Here is a 14,893-nt window from a genome sequence, read left to right on the forward strand (position 1 = left end):
ATGCTGGGCCTTCGCCTGCCCGCGAACCCCGCCGTTCAGCGCGCCGTCCGGCTGAGCTACGGATTCCAGTTCTTCTTCGGCCTGCTGCTGTGGGTGCCGATCTTCTACCAGTATCAGAAGCTCGCGGGGCTGTCCGACGGCGAGATCTTCGGCATCCAGAGCATCTACTACATCGTGTTCTGCCTGCTGGAGATCCCGACCGGGATGATCGCCGACCGCTTCGACTACCGCACCTCGCTGGCGGCGGGCGCGGGCGTGCTCGTGACGGCGAACCTGGTGCCGGTGCTTTCGGGCTCGTACACCGGGTTCCTGGTGCACTTCGTCCTGATCGCCCTGGCCCGCTCGCTGGTGTCGGGTGCGCAGAGCGCGTACCTGTACGAGTACCTGCACGCCTCCGGCGCGGGCGAGCACTACCTGCGTGTGGAAGGCGTCGGCCGCGCGTACAGCCTGGTCGGCAAGATCGTGTTCTGGCCGGTGATCGGCCTGCTGATGTCCTGGAGCCTCCCTTCCCCGTACTGGCTGACGGCGGTCAACGCGGGCATCGCGCTGGTCTTCGCGCTCAAGCTCCCGCCGATCCCCGGCGGCCGCCGCGTGACCGGCAAGACGGCGTCCCTGGTGGCGGGAGTCGGCGGCGCGCTGACGGCGCTGCGGTCGTCCCGCTGGCTGGTGCTGCTGATGGTGCAGGGCATCGCGATGTTCACCCTGGTGCGCATCTGCCAGGTGAACTTGTTCCAGCCGATCCTGGAGTCGAAGACGGTGCCGGTCGGCTGGTACGGCCCGGTCCTGGCCGCGATGACGGTCTTCGAGGCCCTGGGCGCGGCCCGCCCCCACCGCCTCCGCCGCGCGATCGGCCCGGTGGGTTCGGTGTTCACCCTGACGATCGTGATGGCCCTGTGCCTCGGAGCGATGGTGTTCGTGGGCGCGTTCCCGGCGGTGGTGCTGCTGTGCGTGTTCGCGGTGGCGACGGGCATCGCGTTCCCGGTCCAGAAGCAGCTGCTGAACGACTCCATCCCGGACTCCCGCTACCGCGCGACCCTCCTGTCCATGGAGTCCATTGTGGACAGGGCGGTGTGCGCCCTGGTGGCGGTGGCGCTGGGCGCGTACCTGGCCGCCGGGCAGCTGGACGAGTTCCTGCTCCTGACGGCCGCGGTGACGTGCGTGGCGATGGGCCTGCTCGCGGTGCTGCTGCTGGCGGTCCGCAAGCACCGCTCGGACCGGCGCCGGCCGGTCCGCCGCGAGCCGGTGACCGCCACCGCCCCGTGACGGCGTCCGTCACCGCCGTCGCGGTTCGCGGTGGAAGTAGACCGTCACGTGCAGGTCGTCTTCGCCGGCGGTGACGGCGCTGCCGAAGACGACGTCCTGCACCTGGACGTCACCGAGTTCGTCGAGGCTGTCGGCGACGCGGCGCAGCAGAGCCGCCACGTCACCCTGCCCCGGGCCCGCCGGGTTGCTCTGCGAGAAGTGCTCGACGGTCGGGCTGTCCGCCATCAGTCGATGACGGCGTCGTCGAGCAGGGTGGACTCCGCGCCGTACTCGCGGAGTTCGTCCCTGATCACGGTGTACGCCAGGCCCTGCGGGTATCCCTTGCGCGCCAGGAAGCCGAGCAGCCGCCGCAGGGCGGTCTGTTCGTCGACGTTGCCGAGCGAGCCGAGGCGCTTGCGGACCAGTTCCCTGGCCATCTGCTCCTCGGACTCGCGGTCGACCTCTTCCGCGGCCTGCGCGGCGACTTCGCCGTCGACGCCCTTGCGCCGCAGTTCGGCCACCAGCGCGGTCCGGGACAGGCCCTGGTTCGCGTGCCGGGACTTCACCCAGAGCTGGGCGAACTCCTCGTCGTTGACCAGCCCGGCCCGGTCGAGCTTGCCGAGCAGGGTTTCGCAGGTCTGTTCGTCGAACCCCTTGCGCTGCAACGCCTGCCGCAGCTCTTCCTGAGTCCGCGGCCGAGCGGCCAGGAGATCGAAGCAGATCTCCTTGGCCTTCTTGTACCGCTCCTCAGGAGGAAGCTCAGCCGGCACCACCTTCGGCGCCCTGGCCACCTCAATCACTCCTCGTCTTCACAACCGAACCACGCACCCTTGCCGCAGGTCACCACCCGACGCAACCCCGGCGGGGGTCCAGGGGGCTCGCCCCCTGGCGGGGGTCCGGGAGTTCGACCCCCGGAAGACACGGCGAAGGGAGAAAGGCGAGCGCACTCCGCGAGCACACCTCACCCGCTCCCGCAGCACACCTCACCCAATCCCGCAGCCCCCCGTCAGAAGTCGACCGGCGCCGGAACCGCCTCGACGGCGGCCGCGTCGAGCTGCGGGCCGATGCCGAGCTTCTCCTTGATGCGCTTCTCGATCTCGTTGGCGATGTCCGGGTTGTCGCGCAGGAACCGGCGCGCGTTCTCCTTGCCCTGGCCGAGCTGGTCGCCTTCGTAGGTGTACCAGGCTCCCGACTTGCGCAGGATGGCCTGGTCGACGCCCATGTCGATCAGGGAGCCCTCGCGGGAGATGCCCTGGCCGTACAGGATGTCGAACTCGGCCTGCTTGAAGGGCGGGGCCACCTTGTTCTTGACGACCTTGACGCGGGTGCGGTTACCGACCGCCTCGCCGCCGTCCTTCATCGTCTCGATGCGGCGCACGTCGAGGCGGACCGACGCGTAGAACTTCAGCGCCTTACCACCGGTGGTCGTCTCCGGGGAGCCGAACATGACGCCGACCTTCTCGCGGAGCTGGTTGATGAAGATCGCCGTGGTGCCCGAGTTGGACAGCGCACCGGTGATCTTCCGCAGCGCCTGGCTCATCAGGCGGGCCTGGAGGCCGACGTGCGAGTCACCCATCTCGCCCTCGATTTCCGCGCGCGGCACGAGCGCGGCCACGGAGTCGATGACCAGGATGTCGAGCGCGCCGGAGCGGATCAGCATGTCCGCGATCTCGAGGGCCTGCTCACCGGTGTCCGGCTGGGAGACGAGCAGCGCGTCGGTGTCGACGCCGAGGGCCTTGGCGTACTCCGGGTCGAGCGCGTGCTCCGCGTCGATGAACGCCGCGATGCCGCCGGCGCGCTGCGCGTTCGCCACCGCGTGCAGGGCGACCGTCGTCTTACCGGAGGATTCCGGGCCGTAGATCTCGACGACGCGGCCGCGGGGCAGCCCGCCGATGCCGAGGGCGACGTCGAGGGCGATCGAGCCGGTGGGGATCACGGCGATGGGCGGCCGGGTGTCCTCGCCGAGGCGCATGACGGAGCCCTTGCCGTACTGCTTGTCGATCTGCGCGAGCGCGAGCTCGAGCGCCTTGTCCTTGTCGGGTGCTGCAGGCATGGAAGTCCCACCTCGCTGGTCGGAGCCCCGTCGAGGGCTCGCTGTGTCGGTTCTTCAGCTGTCCGGTCCGACGCTAGCGGCGGGGACCGACAATTCCAGGCGCGGCGCCCAATCTGTGGATCGCTGGACCCGATGTGGACAACACCATAGACGAACACCTGTTCGAGGTCGGCAGCGACACACCCTTGCGGTAGGATTTTCGCCCGCCCGGGTCAGCAGCCGTGCGTGTTCGCCCAGGTCAGCGCCGTTCGGCCGGGACGTCGAAGGCGTCGCAGACCTCGCGCCAGATCTCCTTCGCCGGGATTCCCGCGGTCAGCGCCTGGTCGACGGTGCGCCCGCCGAGGCCGCTGAGCACGTGGTCCCTGGCCAGCACCTGGGCCCGCCCGGGACCGAATTCGTCGGCCATCAGCCGCCGGAAAACCGTGATCCGCATCGGACCCACTCTAACCGGCGGGCCGGAAAGCTCCGTTCGCGCCGTCTACTCCCCCGGCTGGACGCTCGCCTCGAAGTAGTCGGCCAGCGTGCCCGGCGTCGTCACCTGCGCCTGGTCGCTCGTGTTCAGCTGGTAGATGAACCCGGCCAGCGGCCGGTCCGCCACGGTGAACACGAGCACCGCCGACGTCTTGCCGGCGGCCGACGAGTAGTGCCCCTTGAGCCCGTTGCCGCCCCAGTCGGCCTCGGTGCGGTCGCCGCCCGCCGAGGCCAGCAGGCCGTCGGTGTACTGCTTGAGCGTGTCGGCGCTGTCGCCGTGGACGTAGGTCACCTGGGTGCCCGCCCGGCCCGGCGCGGAGCAGGTCGACGAGGCCCCGAGGCGCTGCGCCGGCGCCGCCGGGCCGTTGCCCATGCCGGGTTTGCAGTCGCCGGTGTCGGCGATCTTCCCGGCGAGCTGGCGCAGGCACCCGGTGAAGCCCCGGTCGTCGGCCTGCCCGGGCGTCTTGCACTGGTCGGCGGTGTAGGTGGTGACCGAGGAGGACGACGTGAGGAAGACGGTCAGCCCCGCGGCGAGCACCACGACGACCGCGGCCGCGATCCCGATCAGCAGTTTCTTCTTCCCGCGCGGCTCGGCCTTCTCCGGTGCGGGCGGGTAGGCCGGGAAGTTCGACGGCACCGGCTGCGGGCCGCTGGGCGGGAAGTTCGGCGGCGCGTAGGCCGGGTACTGCGGCGGCGGGGGCGGCGCGTACTGCGGCCGGTGCGGCGGCGCGCCCGCGGCCACCGCGCCCTCGACGTTCTGCGTCCGCACGGAGAGCCCGTCGCGGGCCACGTGCTGGGCGCCGAGCGCGACCGCCGTCTCCGGCTGGTCGAGACTGCCCGGCACGACACCGAGCTTCTCCGCGATCATGGTGCCGACCAGCGGCAGCCGGCTCGACCCGCCGACGAGGTAGATGCCGGCCAGCCGGTCCGGGGCCAGCCCGGACGAGCGCAGCGTCCGCGACAGCAGCTCGACGCTGCGCAGCATCGCCGGCCGCACCAGGCCTTCCAGCTCGCCGCGGGTGACGAGGACGTCCTTGAACGGCTCGGGCATCGGCACCTCGGTCTGCGGGTGCCGCGACAGTGCCTCCTTGGCCGCCTTGACGTCCTCCTGCAGCGCGCGCCGGGTGCGCCGGTCGGCGGTGGACTCGGGGCGCAGCAGCCGCTGCCAGCGCTGCGGGTCGGAGTGCGAGACCTCGCGCCCCACGTGCACCATCAGCGCCTGGTCGACGTCGAGGCCGCCGAGGTCGGGCAGGCCGTCCTCGGCGAGCACGGTGAACCCGTTCTGCGTGGCGCCGACGACGGCGACGTCGAACGTGCCGGCACCGAGGTCGTAGACCGCGAGCGCCTGGCCGGGGGCGAGCGCCTTGCCGGGGAACGACGCGAAGTGCGCCGCCGCGGCGACCGGCTCGGGCACCAGCAGGATGTTCGGGCCCATCCCGGCGAGCCGGGCGGCCGACAGCAGGACGTTGCGGCGGGTCTGGCCCCACTGCGCGGGGTGGGTCAGCCGGACCTCGTCGGGCTGGTCTCCGCCGAGCTGGCGGGACGTCTCCTCGAGCACCCGGCGCAGGATGGCGGCGAGCGCCTCGGTCACCGGGACGACGTCGGTGCCGAGCAGCAGGGTCTGCTCGTCGATGCGGCGCTTGGGGTTCGGCTCGAAGCGCGTGGGGTCGAGCCGGGCGCGGCGCTCGGCGTCGCGGCCGACCATGATCGTGCCCTCTTCGGTGGCGAACACCGCCGACGGCATGTTGGCCGAGCCGTCCACCTCGACGACCCTCGGCGGCCTGCCGTGCGCCGAAAGCACGGCGACGGTGTTGGACGTCCCGAGGTCCACCGACAGGATCCGCACAGCACTCCCCTTCGCGAAACGACGCCTCGGCGGCGCCCGCGGTGATGCTGCCATGTGCGCGGTCACCGTGCGTGCGGACCCGCGAAAGTCACTGCTCCTTGACGCGGACGTCGATCAAGGTGCACGATAGTTGCACAGTTCGGTCAATCGAGTTGCACGGATTGCGCAGGAAGGGAGGGTCCGGTGCCGAAGCTGCTCGTCCTCGGGGACGACCTGACCGGGAGCAACGCGACCGGAGCGCTGTACGCCCGCTTCGGGCTGCGTGCGGTTTCCGTCAACGCGCCACTGGCTCCGAACGCGCCCTGCCTGCGCCCGGAAAGCGGAATCGACGCGCTGGTGGTGAACCTGGGTACCCGGCACGCTTCGCCACCACACGCCGCGCAGGCGGTGCGGGAGGTCATCGAGCTCGCCGACCTCACGGTCAAGCGCGTGGACACGACGTTGCGCGGCAACGTCGGCGCGGAAACCGAAGCGGTACTGGCCTCGGCGCCGGAAGCCCGGGCGCTGGTCGTGCCGGCGTTCCCGGACGCCGGCCGGGTCACCCTCGGCGGCCTGCACCTGGTCGACGGCGTGCCGCTGGCCGAGAGCCCCGCGGCCCGCGACCCCCTCGCCCCGGTCAGGTCCTCGCGGGTCCGCACGCTCCTGCAGCCGACGCGCCGCGAGATCGCCGAACTGCCGCTGGACGTCGTCGAGGAGGGCGTGGACGCGGTCGAAGCCGCCCTGCGCCCGCCCGCCGGGATCGTCGTCTGCGACGCCACGACGAACCGGCACCTCACCACCGTCGCCAAGGCCGCCGCCCGGCTCGCGGCCGAGGGCACGCGGTGGATCTCGGTGGACTCCGGCCCGTTCGGCGTCCGGCTGGCCGCGGCGCTGGGCCTGGCACCCGGGCACGGCACCGTCCCGCCGGTGCTCGCGGTGGTCGGCAGCATCACCGGGCAGACCCACGACCAGCTGCTGGAAACCGAGCTGGTGCTGGACGCACGGTACGTCGACGTCGACCCGGAGCGGCCCGACCCCGCCGCGGCCGCCGCGGCGGCGGGCCAACTTCTCGTGGCCGGGCACCGCGTGGTGGGCATGCGAGCACGCGCACCCGCGCCCGGGACACCGATCGATCCGGAGGTCGCAGCCCGGCTCCCGCCCGCCCTCGGGGAAGCAGCCCGGCTGGTGCTCGGCACGCACCGGATCGGTGGGCTCTACGCCACCGGCGGCGACATCGCCGTCGGGGTCACCAGGGCACTGGGGGCCGAAGGTTTCGAGATCGACGCCGAAGTGCTGCCCCTGGCGGTCGCGGGGCGGCTGTCCGGCGGCCCGCACGCCGGGCTGCCCTTCGCCACCAAGGGCGGGCTGATCGGCGGCCGGGATGCCGCCGTCGCCTGCCTGGAACACCTGAACCACGTCCTGGCCACCGGAAGGAAGAACCTGTGAGCGACCTCCCCATCCTCGCCGTCACGCTCGGCGACCCCGTCGGTATCGGCCCCGAGATCACCCTGAAGACCCTGGCCGAGCCGGAGGCGCTGCAACTGGCGCGCGGGGTCGCGGTCGGTGACGCGCCGGTGCTCGACCGCGTCGCCCGGCACCTGGGCCTGTCCGTGGAGATCAACCCGATCGCCACGGTCGCCGACGCGCGGTTCACCACTGGCGTGATCGACGTGCTCAACCTCGGCGTGGTCACCGAAGACCTGCCGTGGGGCGAGGTGAACGCGACCGCGGGCGCCGCGGCGGTCGGGGCGATCGAGGTCGCCACCCGGCTCGCGCTGGCCGGCGAGGTCGACGCGGTCGTGACCGCGCCGATCAACAAGGAAGCCATCTGGGCGGCCGGTTCGCAGCACCTCGGGCACACCGAGATGCTCGGCGAACTGACCGGGTCGACCCGGTTCAACACGATGTTCTGGGTGTCCGGGCTGAAGATCTTCTTCGCCACCCGGCACCTCTCCCTTCGCGAGGCGATCAACCGGATCACCCGCGAGAACATCGAACACGCGATTCGGGAGGCGTACACCGCGCTGGAGGTGTTCGGCACCGAAAAACCGAAACTGGCCGTGGCGGCGCTGAACCCGCACGGCGGCGAAAACGGCAAGTTCGGCGACGAAGAGATCGTCGCGATCGCCCCGGCGGTGGCCGCCGCACGGGCGGCCGGGCTCGACGTGGTCGGCCCGATCCCCGCGGATTCCGTGTTCCACCAAGGGATCCAGGGCCGGTTCGACGGCGTGCTCTCGCTCTACCACGACCAGGGCCACATCGCGTCGAAGACCTACGACTTCGACGGCACGGTGTCGGTGACGGTCGGCCTGCCCATCCTGCGCACGTCGGTCGACCACGGCACCGCGTTCGACATCGCCGGCACCGGCCGGGCGTCGCACGGCACCATGCGGGCGGCGTTCAAGGCCGCGGCCACCCTGGCGCCGTACGCGCGGAAGCTGCCCGCCATCTACCCGCCGAGCCTCCGGTGATCCCCCGCAAGCGCTGGGCGTACGTCATCCCGGTCGCGGTGGTGATGTACATGCTGGCCTACCTCGACCGCACGAACGTCGCGGTGATCCTGCCCTACATCGGCGACGACTTCCCGTTGTCCGCCAGCGCGAAGGGGCTGGCGAGCGGCATCTTCTTCGTCGGCTACCTCGTGCTGCAGATCCCGGCGGCGGTGCTGGCGGCGAAGTGGAGCGCCCGCAAGACCGTGCTGCTGCTGATGATCGCGTGGGCGGTCGCGGCGGTGCTGTGCGGGCTGGTGCGGAACGAAACGCAGCTGTACCTGGCCCGCCTGCTGCTCGGGCTGTTCGAGGGCGGCGTGTGGCCCGCGGTGCTGATCCTGCTGGCGTCCTGGTTCCCGCAGGCGGAGCGGGCGCGGGCGAACGCGCTGTGGATGACGTGCCTGCCGATTTCGGCGATCCTCATGTCGCCGCTGTCCGGGTTCATGCTCGACCACATGTCGTGGCGCTGGGTGTTCGTCCTGCAGGGGCTGCCGCCGCTGCTGTGGGCGGTCGTCTGGTGGTTCGCGGTGGCCGACCGGCCGGCCCGGGCCCGGTGGATCTCCCCGGCCGAGCGCGAGTACCTCGAAAGCACGTTGAAGGCCGAAGAGGACGCGAAGCCGGCGTTCGCGAAGCAGGGCTACCGCCAGGCACTGGCGAACCGCCAGGTGCTGCTGCTGGTCGGCGTCTACTTCTTCTGGATCACCGGCTTCTACGGCTTCAGCTTGTGGTTGCCGAGCGTCGTGAAGACGATGACCGGCGGCTCGGCCACCGCCGTCGGCTTCCTGTCGGCCGTGCCGTACGTGCTGGCGCTGGCCGGGATGGTCGCGTGCGCGCACTGGTCCGACCGCACCGGCAACCGGCGGCTGGCGGTCACCGTGCCGCTGCTCGTCGCCATCGCCGGGCTGCTGCTCGGCACCCTCGTGCACTGGCCGGCGGCCGGGCAGCTGGTGCTGCTCTGCGTCGTGGCGACCGGCGTCTACATGCCGTACGGGCCGTTCTGGGCGATCCCCAGCCGGGTCCTCGGCATCGAGGTGGTCGCCGTGGCGATGGGCCTGATCAACGCACTGGGCAACCTCGGCGGGTTCGCCGGGCCGTACCTGGTCGGCTGGCTCACCGACGTCACCGGCACCGCGACCACCGGGTTCGCCGTCCTGGCCGCGTTCCTCGCCGTGGCCGCCGGGCTGGCGTTCTTCGGGCTGAAACCCGCGACTGTGGAAGAGTCGGCGCATGTCCCAGCCGCGACCAGGCACCCGTGACCGGCGCGCGATGCTCCTGGAGGCCGTCCGCGACGGCTCCGGCGGTATCGCGGAGCTGGCCGAGGAGTTCGGCGTCTCCGAATCGACGATCCGCCGCGACCTCGCCTCGCTCGCCGGGGCGGGGCACGTCGTCCGCACCTACGGCGGCGCGCTCGACACCGAACGCAGTCCCCGCGAAAAGGACCGGGAGCACGCGGCGGCCAAGGACGCCATCGCCCGGGAAGCCGCCGCGCTGGTCCAGGACGGCGAGGTGGTGCTGCTGGACGCCGGCACGACCACCGGCAGGCTCGCCCGCCACCTCGCCCACCGCGAGGGGCTGACCGTGGTCACCAACGGCGTGAACGCGATCCGCGAGCTCGCCGGCTTCTCCGGGATCGACCTGATCGTCCTCGGCGGCCGGCTGCGGCACCCCAACGAAGCGATCCTCGGCGAGAGCGTGCTGGCCCAGCTGCGGCACATCTCACCCGATCGGGTGTTCCTGGGTGCGGACGGCGTGGTCGCCGGCCGGGGGCTGTGCTGCCCGTCACTGGAGCAGTCGGTCGTCAAGCACGCGATGCTCCACGCCGCCGGCGAGGCCTACGTGCTGGCCGACCGCTCCAAGCTGGACCAGGCCCCCTTTTCCTACTGGGCACCCCTGGACCGCGACTACCGACTGATCACCGACGAACCGCGGGTCGACGTCGTGTTCCCGCAGTTCGCCCAGAGCGTGATCCTGGTGAGCGAGCCGGAAACTGTCGGTGGTGCCGCGCATGATGGATGACGTGGCAACCGACGTGCTCGACCTCTTCTCCCCCGCGACCCGTGACTGGTTCGCGGGTGCCTTCGCCGCGCCCACCGCGGCGCAGGAAGGGGCCTGGCGGGCCGCGCACGCGGGTGAGCACGCCCTCGTCGTCGCGCCCACCGGGTCCGGCAAGACGCTGTCGGCGTTCCTCTGGGCGCTGGACCGGCTTTCGGTGGAGCCGCCGCCGGCGGAGACCACCCATCGCTGCCGGATCCTCTACGTCTCGCCGCTGAAGGCGCTGGCGGTCGACGTCCAGCGGAACCTGCGGGCGCCGCTCGCCGGCATCTCGCAGGCCAGCCGCCGGCTCGGGCTGCCGGTGCCCGGGATCGAGGTCGGCATGCGCACCGGCGACACCACCGCGGCCGAGCGGCGCACGTTCGCCAAGACCCCGCCGGACGTGCTGGTGACCACACCGGAGTCGCTGTTCCTGATCCTCACGTCGTCGGCGCGGGAGTCGCTGCGCGGCGTCGAGACGGTGATCGTCGACGAGGTGCACGCGGTCGCCGGCGGCAAGCGCGGTGCGCACCTCGCGCTCTCGCTGGAACGGCTGGACTCACTGCTGCCGAAGCCGGCGCAGCGGATCGGTCTCTCGGCGACGGTCCGCCCGATCGACGAGGTGAGCGCGTTCCTGGCCGGCGGCCGCCCGGTGCGCGTGGTCCAGCCGAAGCTGGCGAAGACCATCGAGGTCCGCGTCGAGGTCCCGGTCGAGGACATGGGCAACCTCGACGCGCCGCGCAGCGGCCCGGCGCCGAGCCCGCTCGACGCGCTGGAATCACTGGAGTCGCTGGACTCCCTGACCGAGGCGTTCCCGCCGGGGGACATCGCGCCGGGCGGCCTGGGCACGATGGAGGAGATGGCCGGCAACCCCGTGCAGCGGCCGTCGATCTGGCCGGCGGTCGAGGAGCGGGTGCTGAGCCTGATCCGCGCGCACCGCTCGACCATCGTCTTCGCCAACTCGCGCCGGCTCACCGAGCGGCTCACCGCCCGGCTGAACGAGCTGGCCGCCGAGCAGACCGAGCTCACGGCCGCCGACGCGTTCCCGGCGGAGGCCGTCGGGCAGTCCGGGGTGACCACCGGCGCGCCACCGGTGATCGCCCGGGCCCACCACGGGTCGATGTCGCGGGAGCAGCGCACGCACGTCGAAGAGGCGCTGAAGTCCGGGCAGCTGCCGTGCGTGGTGGCGACGTCGTCGCTGGAGCTGGGCATCGACATGGGCGCGGTCGACCTGGTGGTGCAGATCGAGGCGCCGCCGACGGTGGCATCCGGCCTGCAGCGGGTCGGCCGGGCCGGGCACCAGGTCGGCGCCGTGTCGTCCGGGGTGATGTTCCCCAAGTTCCGCGGTGACCTCGTCTCCTGCGCGGTCGTCGCGGAGCGGATGGCGAGCGGCGCGATCGAGGCGGTCCGCTACCCGCGCAACCCGCTGGACGTCCTGGCGCAGCACGTCGTCGCCATGGTGGCGCTGGAACCGTGGACGGTGCCGGACCTGGCGTCGCTGGTCCGGCGGGCGGCCCCCTTCGCCGCGTTGCCGGACGACGCCCTGCACGCGGTGCTCGACATGCTCGCGGGCCGCTACCCGAGCGAGGAGTTCGGCGAGCTGCGGGCGCGGATCACCTGGGACCGCATCACCGGCGAGCTGCGCGGCCGGCCGGGTGCGCAGCGGCTGGCGGTGACCTCGGGCGGCACCATCCCGGACCGCGGCCTGTTCACCGTCATGACACCGGGCTCGGACGACAAGGCGGGTTCGCGCGTCGGCGAGTTCGACGAAGAGATGGTCTACGAGTCGCGCGTCGGCGACACCATCCTGCTGGGCACGTCGTCGTGGCGGATCACCGACATCACCCACGACCGGGTCATCGTGGTGCCCGCGCCGGGCGAGCCGGCGCGGATGCCGTTCTGGAAGGGTGACGCGCCGGGCCGCCCGCTGGAACTCGGCCGGGCGCTGGGGAAGTTCGTCCGCGAACTGTCCACTTCGGACGACGTGAAGGCGCGCGAACGGGCCGAGGCGGCGGGGCTGGACGAGCGGGCGTGCGACAACCTGCTCGCCTACCTGGCCGAGCAGAAGGCCGCCACCCGGCACGTCCCGAACGACCGCACGATCCTGCTGGAGCGCTACCGCGACGAACTCGGCGACTGGCGGATCGTCGTGCACTCGCCGTTCGGCGCGCAGGTGAACGCGCCGTGGGCGCTGGCCATCGCCGCGCGGCTGCGGGAAAACCGCGGGGTCGACGCGCAGGTGGCGCACTCCGACGACGGCATCGTCCTGCGGCTGCCGGACGCGCTGGACGCCGAGGGCGGCGAGGTCACCATCGGCGCCGACGACGTGCTGCTCGATCCCGAGGAGGTCGAGCAGCTGATCGTCGCGGAGGTCGGCGGCTCGGCCGTGTTCGCCGCCCGGTTCCGGGAGTGCGCGGCGCGGTCGCTGCTGTTGCCCCGCCGGGACCCGCGGCGCCGCACCCCGCTGTGGCAGCAGCGGCAGCGCGCATCGCAGCTGCTGTCGGTCGCGGCGAAGTACGAGCGGTTCCCGGTCGTGCTGGAGGCGATGCGGGAGGTCCTGCAGGACGTCTACGACGTCAGCGGCCTGCGCGAGCTGATGGCCGACGTCCGGGCCCGCAAGGTCCGGCTGGTGGAGGTGGAGACGCCGGCCGCGTCACCGTTCGCGCGCAGCCTGCTCTTCGGGTACGTCGGGATGTTCCTGTACGAGACCGACGCGCCGCTGGCCGAGCGGCGGGCGGCGGCGCTGTCGCTGGATTCGGCGCTGCTGGCCGAACTGCTGGGCACCGAGGCGATCCGGGAGCTGCTGGATCCCGAGGCCGTCGCCGAGGTCGAACGGTCGCTGCAGCGGCTCGAGCCCGATCGGCACGCCCGCTCGGCGGAGGACGCCGCCGACCTGCTGCGGTTCCTCGGCGACCTGACCGTCGAGGAGGCCGCCGAGCGCGGGATCCAGGAAGCGTGGCTGACCGAGCTGGAGGCCGCGCGGCGGGCGATCCGGGTGCGGATCGGCGGCGAGGAGCGGTTCCTGGCCATCGAGGACGCCGGGCGCGTCCGGGACGCGCTGGGCACGGCGTTGCCGGTGGGCGTGCCCGAGGCGTTCACCGAACCGGTCGCGGACCCGCTCGGGGACCTGCTGTCGCGCTACGCCCGCGGTCGGGGCCCGTTCGCCGCGGCGGAGGCGGCCGCGCGGTTCGGGCTCGGCACGGCCGTGGTCACCGGGGTGCTCGACCGGATGACCGGGGAAGGCCGCCTGGTGCGCGGCGAGCTGAGCCCCGTCGGGCACCCGGAGACGCGCGGTGTCGGCGTCGAGTACTGCGATGCGGCGGTGCTGCGGCGGCTGCGGCGGACGTCGCTGGCGAAGCTGCGGGCCGAGGTGGAGCCGGTCGAGCCGGCGGCGCTGGGCCGGTTCCTGCCCGCGTGGCACGGGTTCGGCGGCCGCGTCCGGGCGGCGCCGACGGCGGACGACGTGCTGTCGGTGGTCGAGCAGCTCGCCGGGGCGCCGCTGCCGGCGAGCGCGGTGGAGTCGCTGATCCTGCCCGGGCGGCTGCCGGGCTACTCCCCCGCGCTGCTGGACGAGCTGACGACGGCGGGCGAGGTCACCTGGGCGGGCTGCGGCGCACTCTCCGGCGGCGACGGCTGGATCGCGCTCGCCCCGACGGACGTGGCCGACCTGCTGCTGCCCGAGGTCGTCGAGGACATCCCGACCGGGCCGCTGCACGACGCGATCGTGTCCACTTTGGAGGGTGGCGCGCTGTTCTTCCGCCAGCTGGTGGACCGGGCGACCGTGCTGGTGGACAAGGCACCGAACGACGCCGAGGTGGTGGCGGCGCTGTGGGACCTGGTCTGGGCCGGCCTGGTCACGGGCGACACGCTGGGCCCGCTGCGGGCGCAGGTCGCCGGGCACGGCGCCCACAAACCCCGGCGGCAGGCACCCCGCGGCCGGTACGCCCGGCTGCGAGCGGGGCGGCCGCAGATGCCGTCGCGGTCCGGGCCGCCGACGGTGGCGGGCCGGTGGGCGCTGACCCCGCCCCGGGAAACCGACGCAACCCGCCGGGCCCACGCCCGCACGGAGGCGTTCCTGGAGCGCCACGGCGTCCTGACCCGCGGCGCACTCGACACCGAACGCGTCACGGGCGGGTTTTCCGGGATCTACAAGGTGCTCCGCGGCATGGAGGACACGGGCCAGGTGATCCGCGGTTACGTGGTGGAGGGCCTCGGCGCGGCCCAGTTCGCGGCCAAGGGCGCGGTGGACAGGCTGCGCGCGCTGTCGGGCCCGGGCCGTCCGGCGCCCGGCCGCCCGGTGGTCCTGGCGGCGGCGGACCCGGCCCAGCCGTACGGCGCGGCCCTCCCCTGGCCGGCGGCCACGGGCGACACGAAACACCGCCCGGCCCGCAAGGCGGGTGCGCTGGCGGTGCTGGTGGACGGGGTCCCGGCCCTGTACGTCGAGCGAGGAGGCCGGTCACTGCTGAGCTTCACGGAGGAAAGGAAACCCTTGTCGGAGGCGGCCCAAGCCCTGTCGGCTGCGGTCCGCGAGGGCTGGCTGGGCCAGCTGTCGGTCCAGCGCGCGGACGGCGAGCAAGCACTGACCTCGGAACTGGCGGAGGTGTTGCAGGAGGCAGGCTTCCGGGCCACGCCGTCGGGACTGCGCCTGCGGGCGTGAGGTTCGCGCGGCGCGGGAGATGGCGCCGACGGCGGGCGGGGGCCGGGGCGACCAGGTCACTCCGGTCCATTCGCCCAGGCCGTGCGGGGTTGGCGATTCCCTGCGCCGGCGACCTCGCCGCTGGC

11 protein-coding genes are annotated in these 14,893 nt (G+C 72.8%); 6 read left to right on the forward strand and 5 right to left on the reverse strand.

Going from position 1 to position 14,893, the window contains the following annotated elements; translation table 11 throughout:
- Positions 1-1,263, forward strand: a complete 1,263-nt coding sequence (locus tag OO60_RS21795) for an MFS transporter (protein ID WP_003054497.1) — start codon at positions 1-3, stop codon at positions 1,261-1,263.
- A 9-nt stretch (positions 1,264-1,272) separates the two neighbouring features.
- On the opposite strand, the gene OO60_RS21800 is transcribed toward OO60_RS21795, so the two are convergent.
- The 5 genes from OO60_RS21800 to OO60_RS21820 form a co-directional block, all read right to left on the reverse strand.
- Positions 1,273-1,488 (reverse strand): hypothetical protein, encoded by a 216-nt coding sequence (locus tag OO60_RS21800; RefSeq protein ID WP_003054501.1) that lies wholly within the window; start codon positions 1,486-1,488, stop codon positions 1,273-1,275.
- On the reverse strand, positions 1,488-2,015 hold the full coding sequence (locus OO60_RS21805) for a regulatory protein RecX (RefSeq protein WP_081655672.1): 528 nt from the start codon (positions 2,013-2,015) through the stop codon (positions 1,488-1,490). The genes OO60_RS21800 and OO60_RS21805 overlap by 1 nt, the downstream gene beginning before the upstream one ends.
- Positions 2,016-2,248: 233 nt before the next feature.
- Positions 2,249-3,295 (reverse strand): recombinase RecA, encoded by a 1,047-nt coding sequence (recA, locus tag OO60_RS21810; protein ID WP_003054505.1) that lies wholly within the window; start codon positions 3,293-3,295, stop codon positions 2,249-2,251.
- Between the two features lie 238 nt (positions 3,296-3,533).
- Positions 3,534-3,728, reverse strand: a complete 195-nt coding sequence (locus tag OO60_RS21815; RefSeq protein ID WP_033261952.1) for a DUF3046 domain-containing protein — start codon at positions 3,726-3,728, stop codon at positions 3,534-3,536.
- A gap of 45 nt (positions 3,729-3,773) precedes the next feature.
- Entirely contained in the window at positions 3,774-5,612 is a 1,839-nt protein-coding gene (locus OO60_RS21820; RefSeq protein WP_033261953.1) for an Hsp70 family protein, read from the reverse strand.
- Positions 5,613-5,795: 183 nt separating this feature from the next.
- Between OO60_RS21820 and OO60_RS21825 the strand changes: the two genes are divergently transcribed.
- The 5 genes from OO60_RS21825 to OO60_RS21845 are packed head-to-tail and all read left to right on the forward strand — an operon-like array spanning position 5,796 to position 14,768.
- A complete protein-coding gene (locus OO60_RS21825) occupies positions 5,796-7,037 on the forward strand; it encodes a four-carbon acid sugar kinase family protein (protein WP_004561343.1) in 1,242 nt (413 codons plus the stop codon).
- Entirely contained in the window at positions 7,034-8,062 is a 1,029-nt protein-coding gene (gene pdxA, locus OO60_RS21830) for a 4-hydroxythreonine-4-phosphate dehydrogenase PdxA (protein ID WP_004561344.1), read from the forward strand. The genes OO60_RS21825 and pdxA overlap by 4 nt, the downstream gene beginning before the upstream one ends.
- The gene (locus tag OO60_RS21835) at positions 8,059-9,336 is read left to right on the forward strand and encodes an MFS transporter (protein WP_004561345.1); all 1,278 of its coding nucleotides are present in this window, start codon (positions 8,059-8,061) and stop codon (positions 9,334-9,336) included. Before pdxA ends, OO60_RS21835 begins: the two co-directional genes overlap by 4 nt.
- The gene (locus OO60_RS21840) at positions 9,308-10,096 is read left to right on the forward strand and encodes a DeoR/GlpR family DNA-binding transcription regulator (RefSeq protein ID WP_033262033.1); all 789 of its coding nucleotides are present in this window, start codon (positions 9,308-9,310) and stop codon (positions 10,094-10,096) included. The genes OO60_RS21835 and OO60_RS21840 overlap by 29 nt, the downstream gene beginning before the upstream one ends.
- Positions 10,086-14,768 carry a DEAD/DEAH box helicase gene (locus tag OO60_RS21845; RefSeq protein WP_209441391.1) on the forward strand — a complete coding sequence of 1,561 codons (4,683 nt, stop codon included), beginning with the start codon at positions 10,086-10,088 and terminating at the stop codon, positions 14,766-14,768. Before OO60_RS21840 ends, OO60_RS21845 begins: the two co-directional genes overlap by 11 nt.
- The last annotated feature ends 125 nt before the right edge of the window (positions 14,769-14,893 follow it).

Source organism: Amycolatopsis vancoresmycina (genome assembly GCF_000716785.1).
Classification (GTDB): Bacteria; Actinomycetota; Actinomycetes; order Mycobacteriales; family Pseudonocardiaceae; genus Amycolatopsis; species Amycolatopsis vancoresmycina.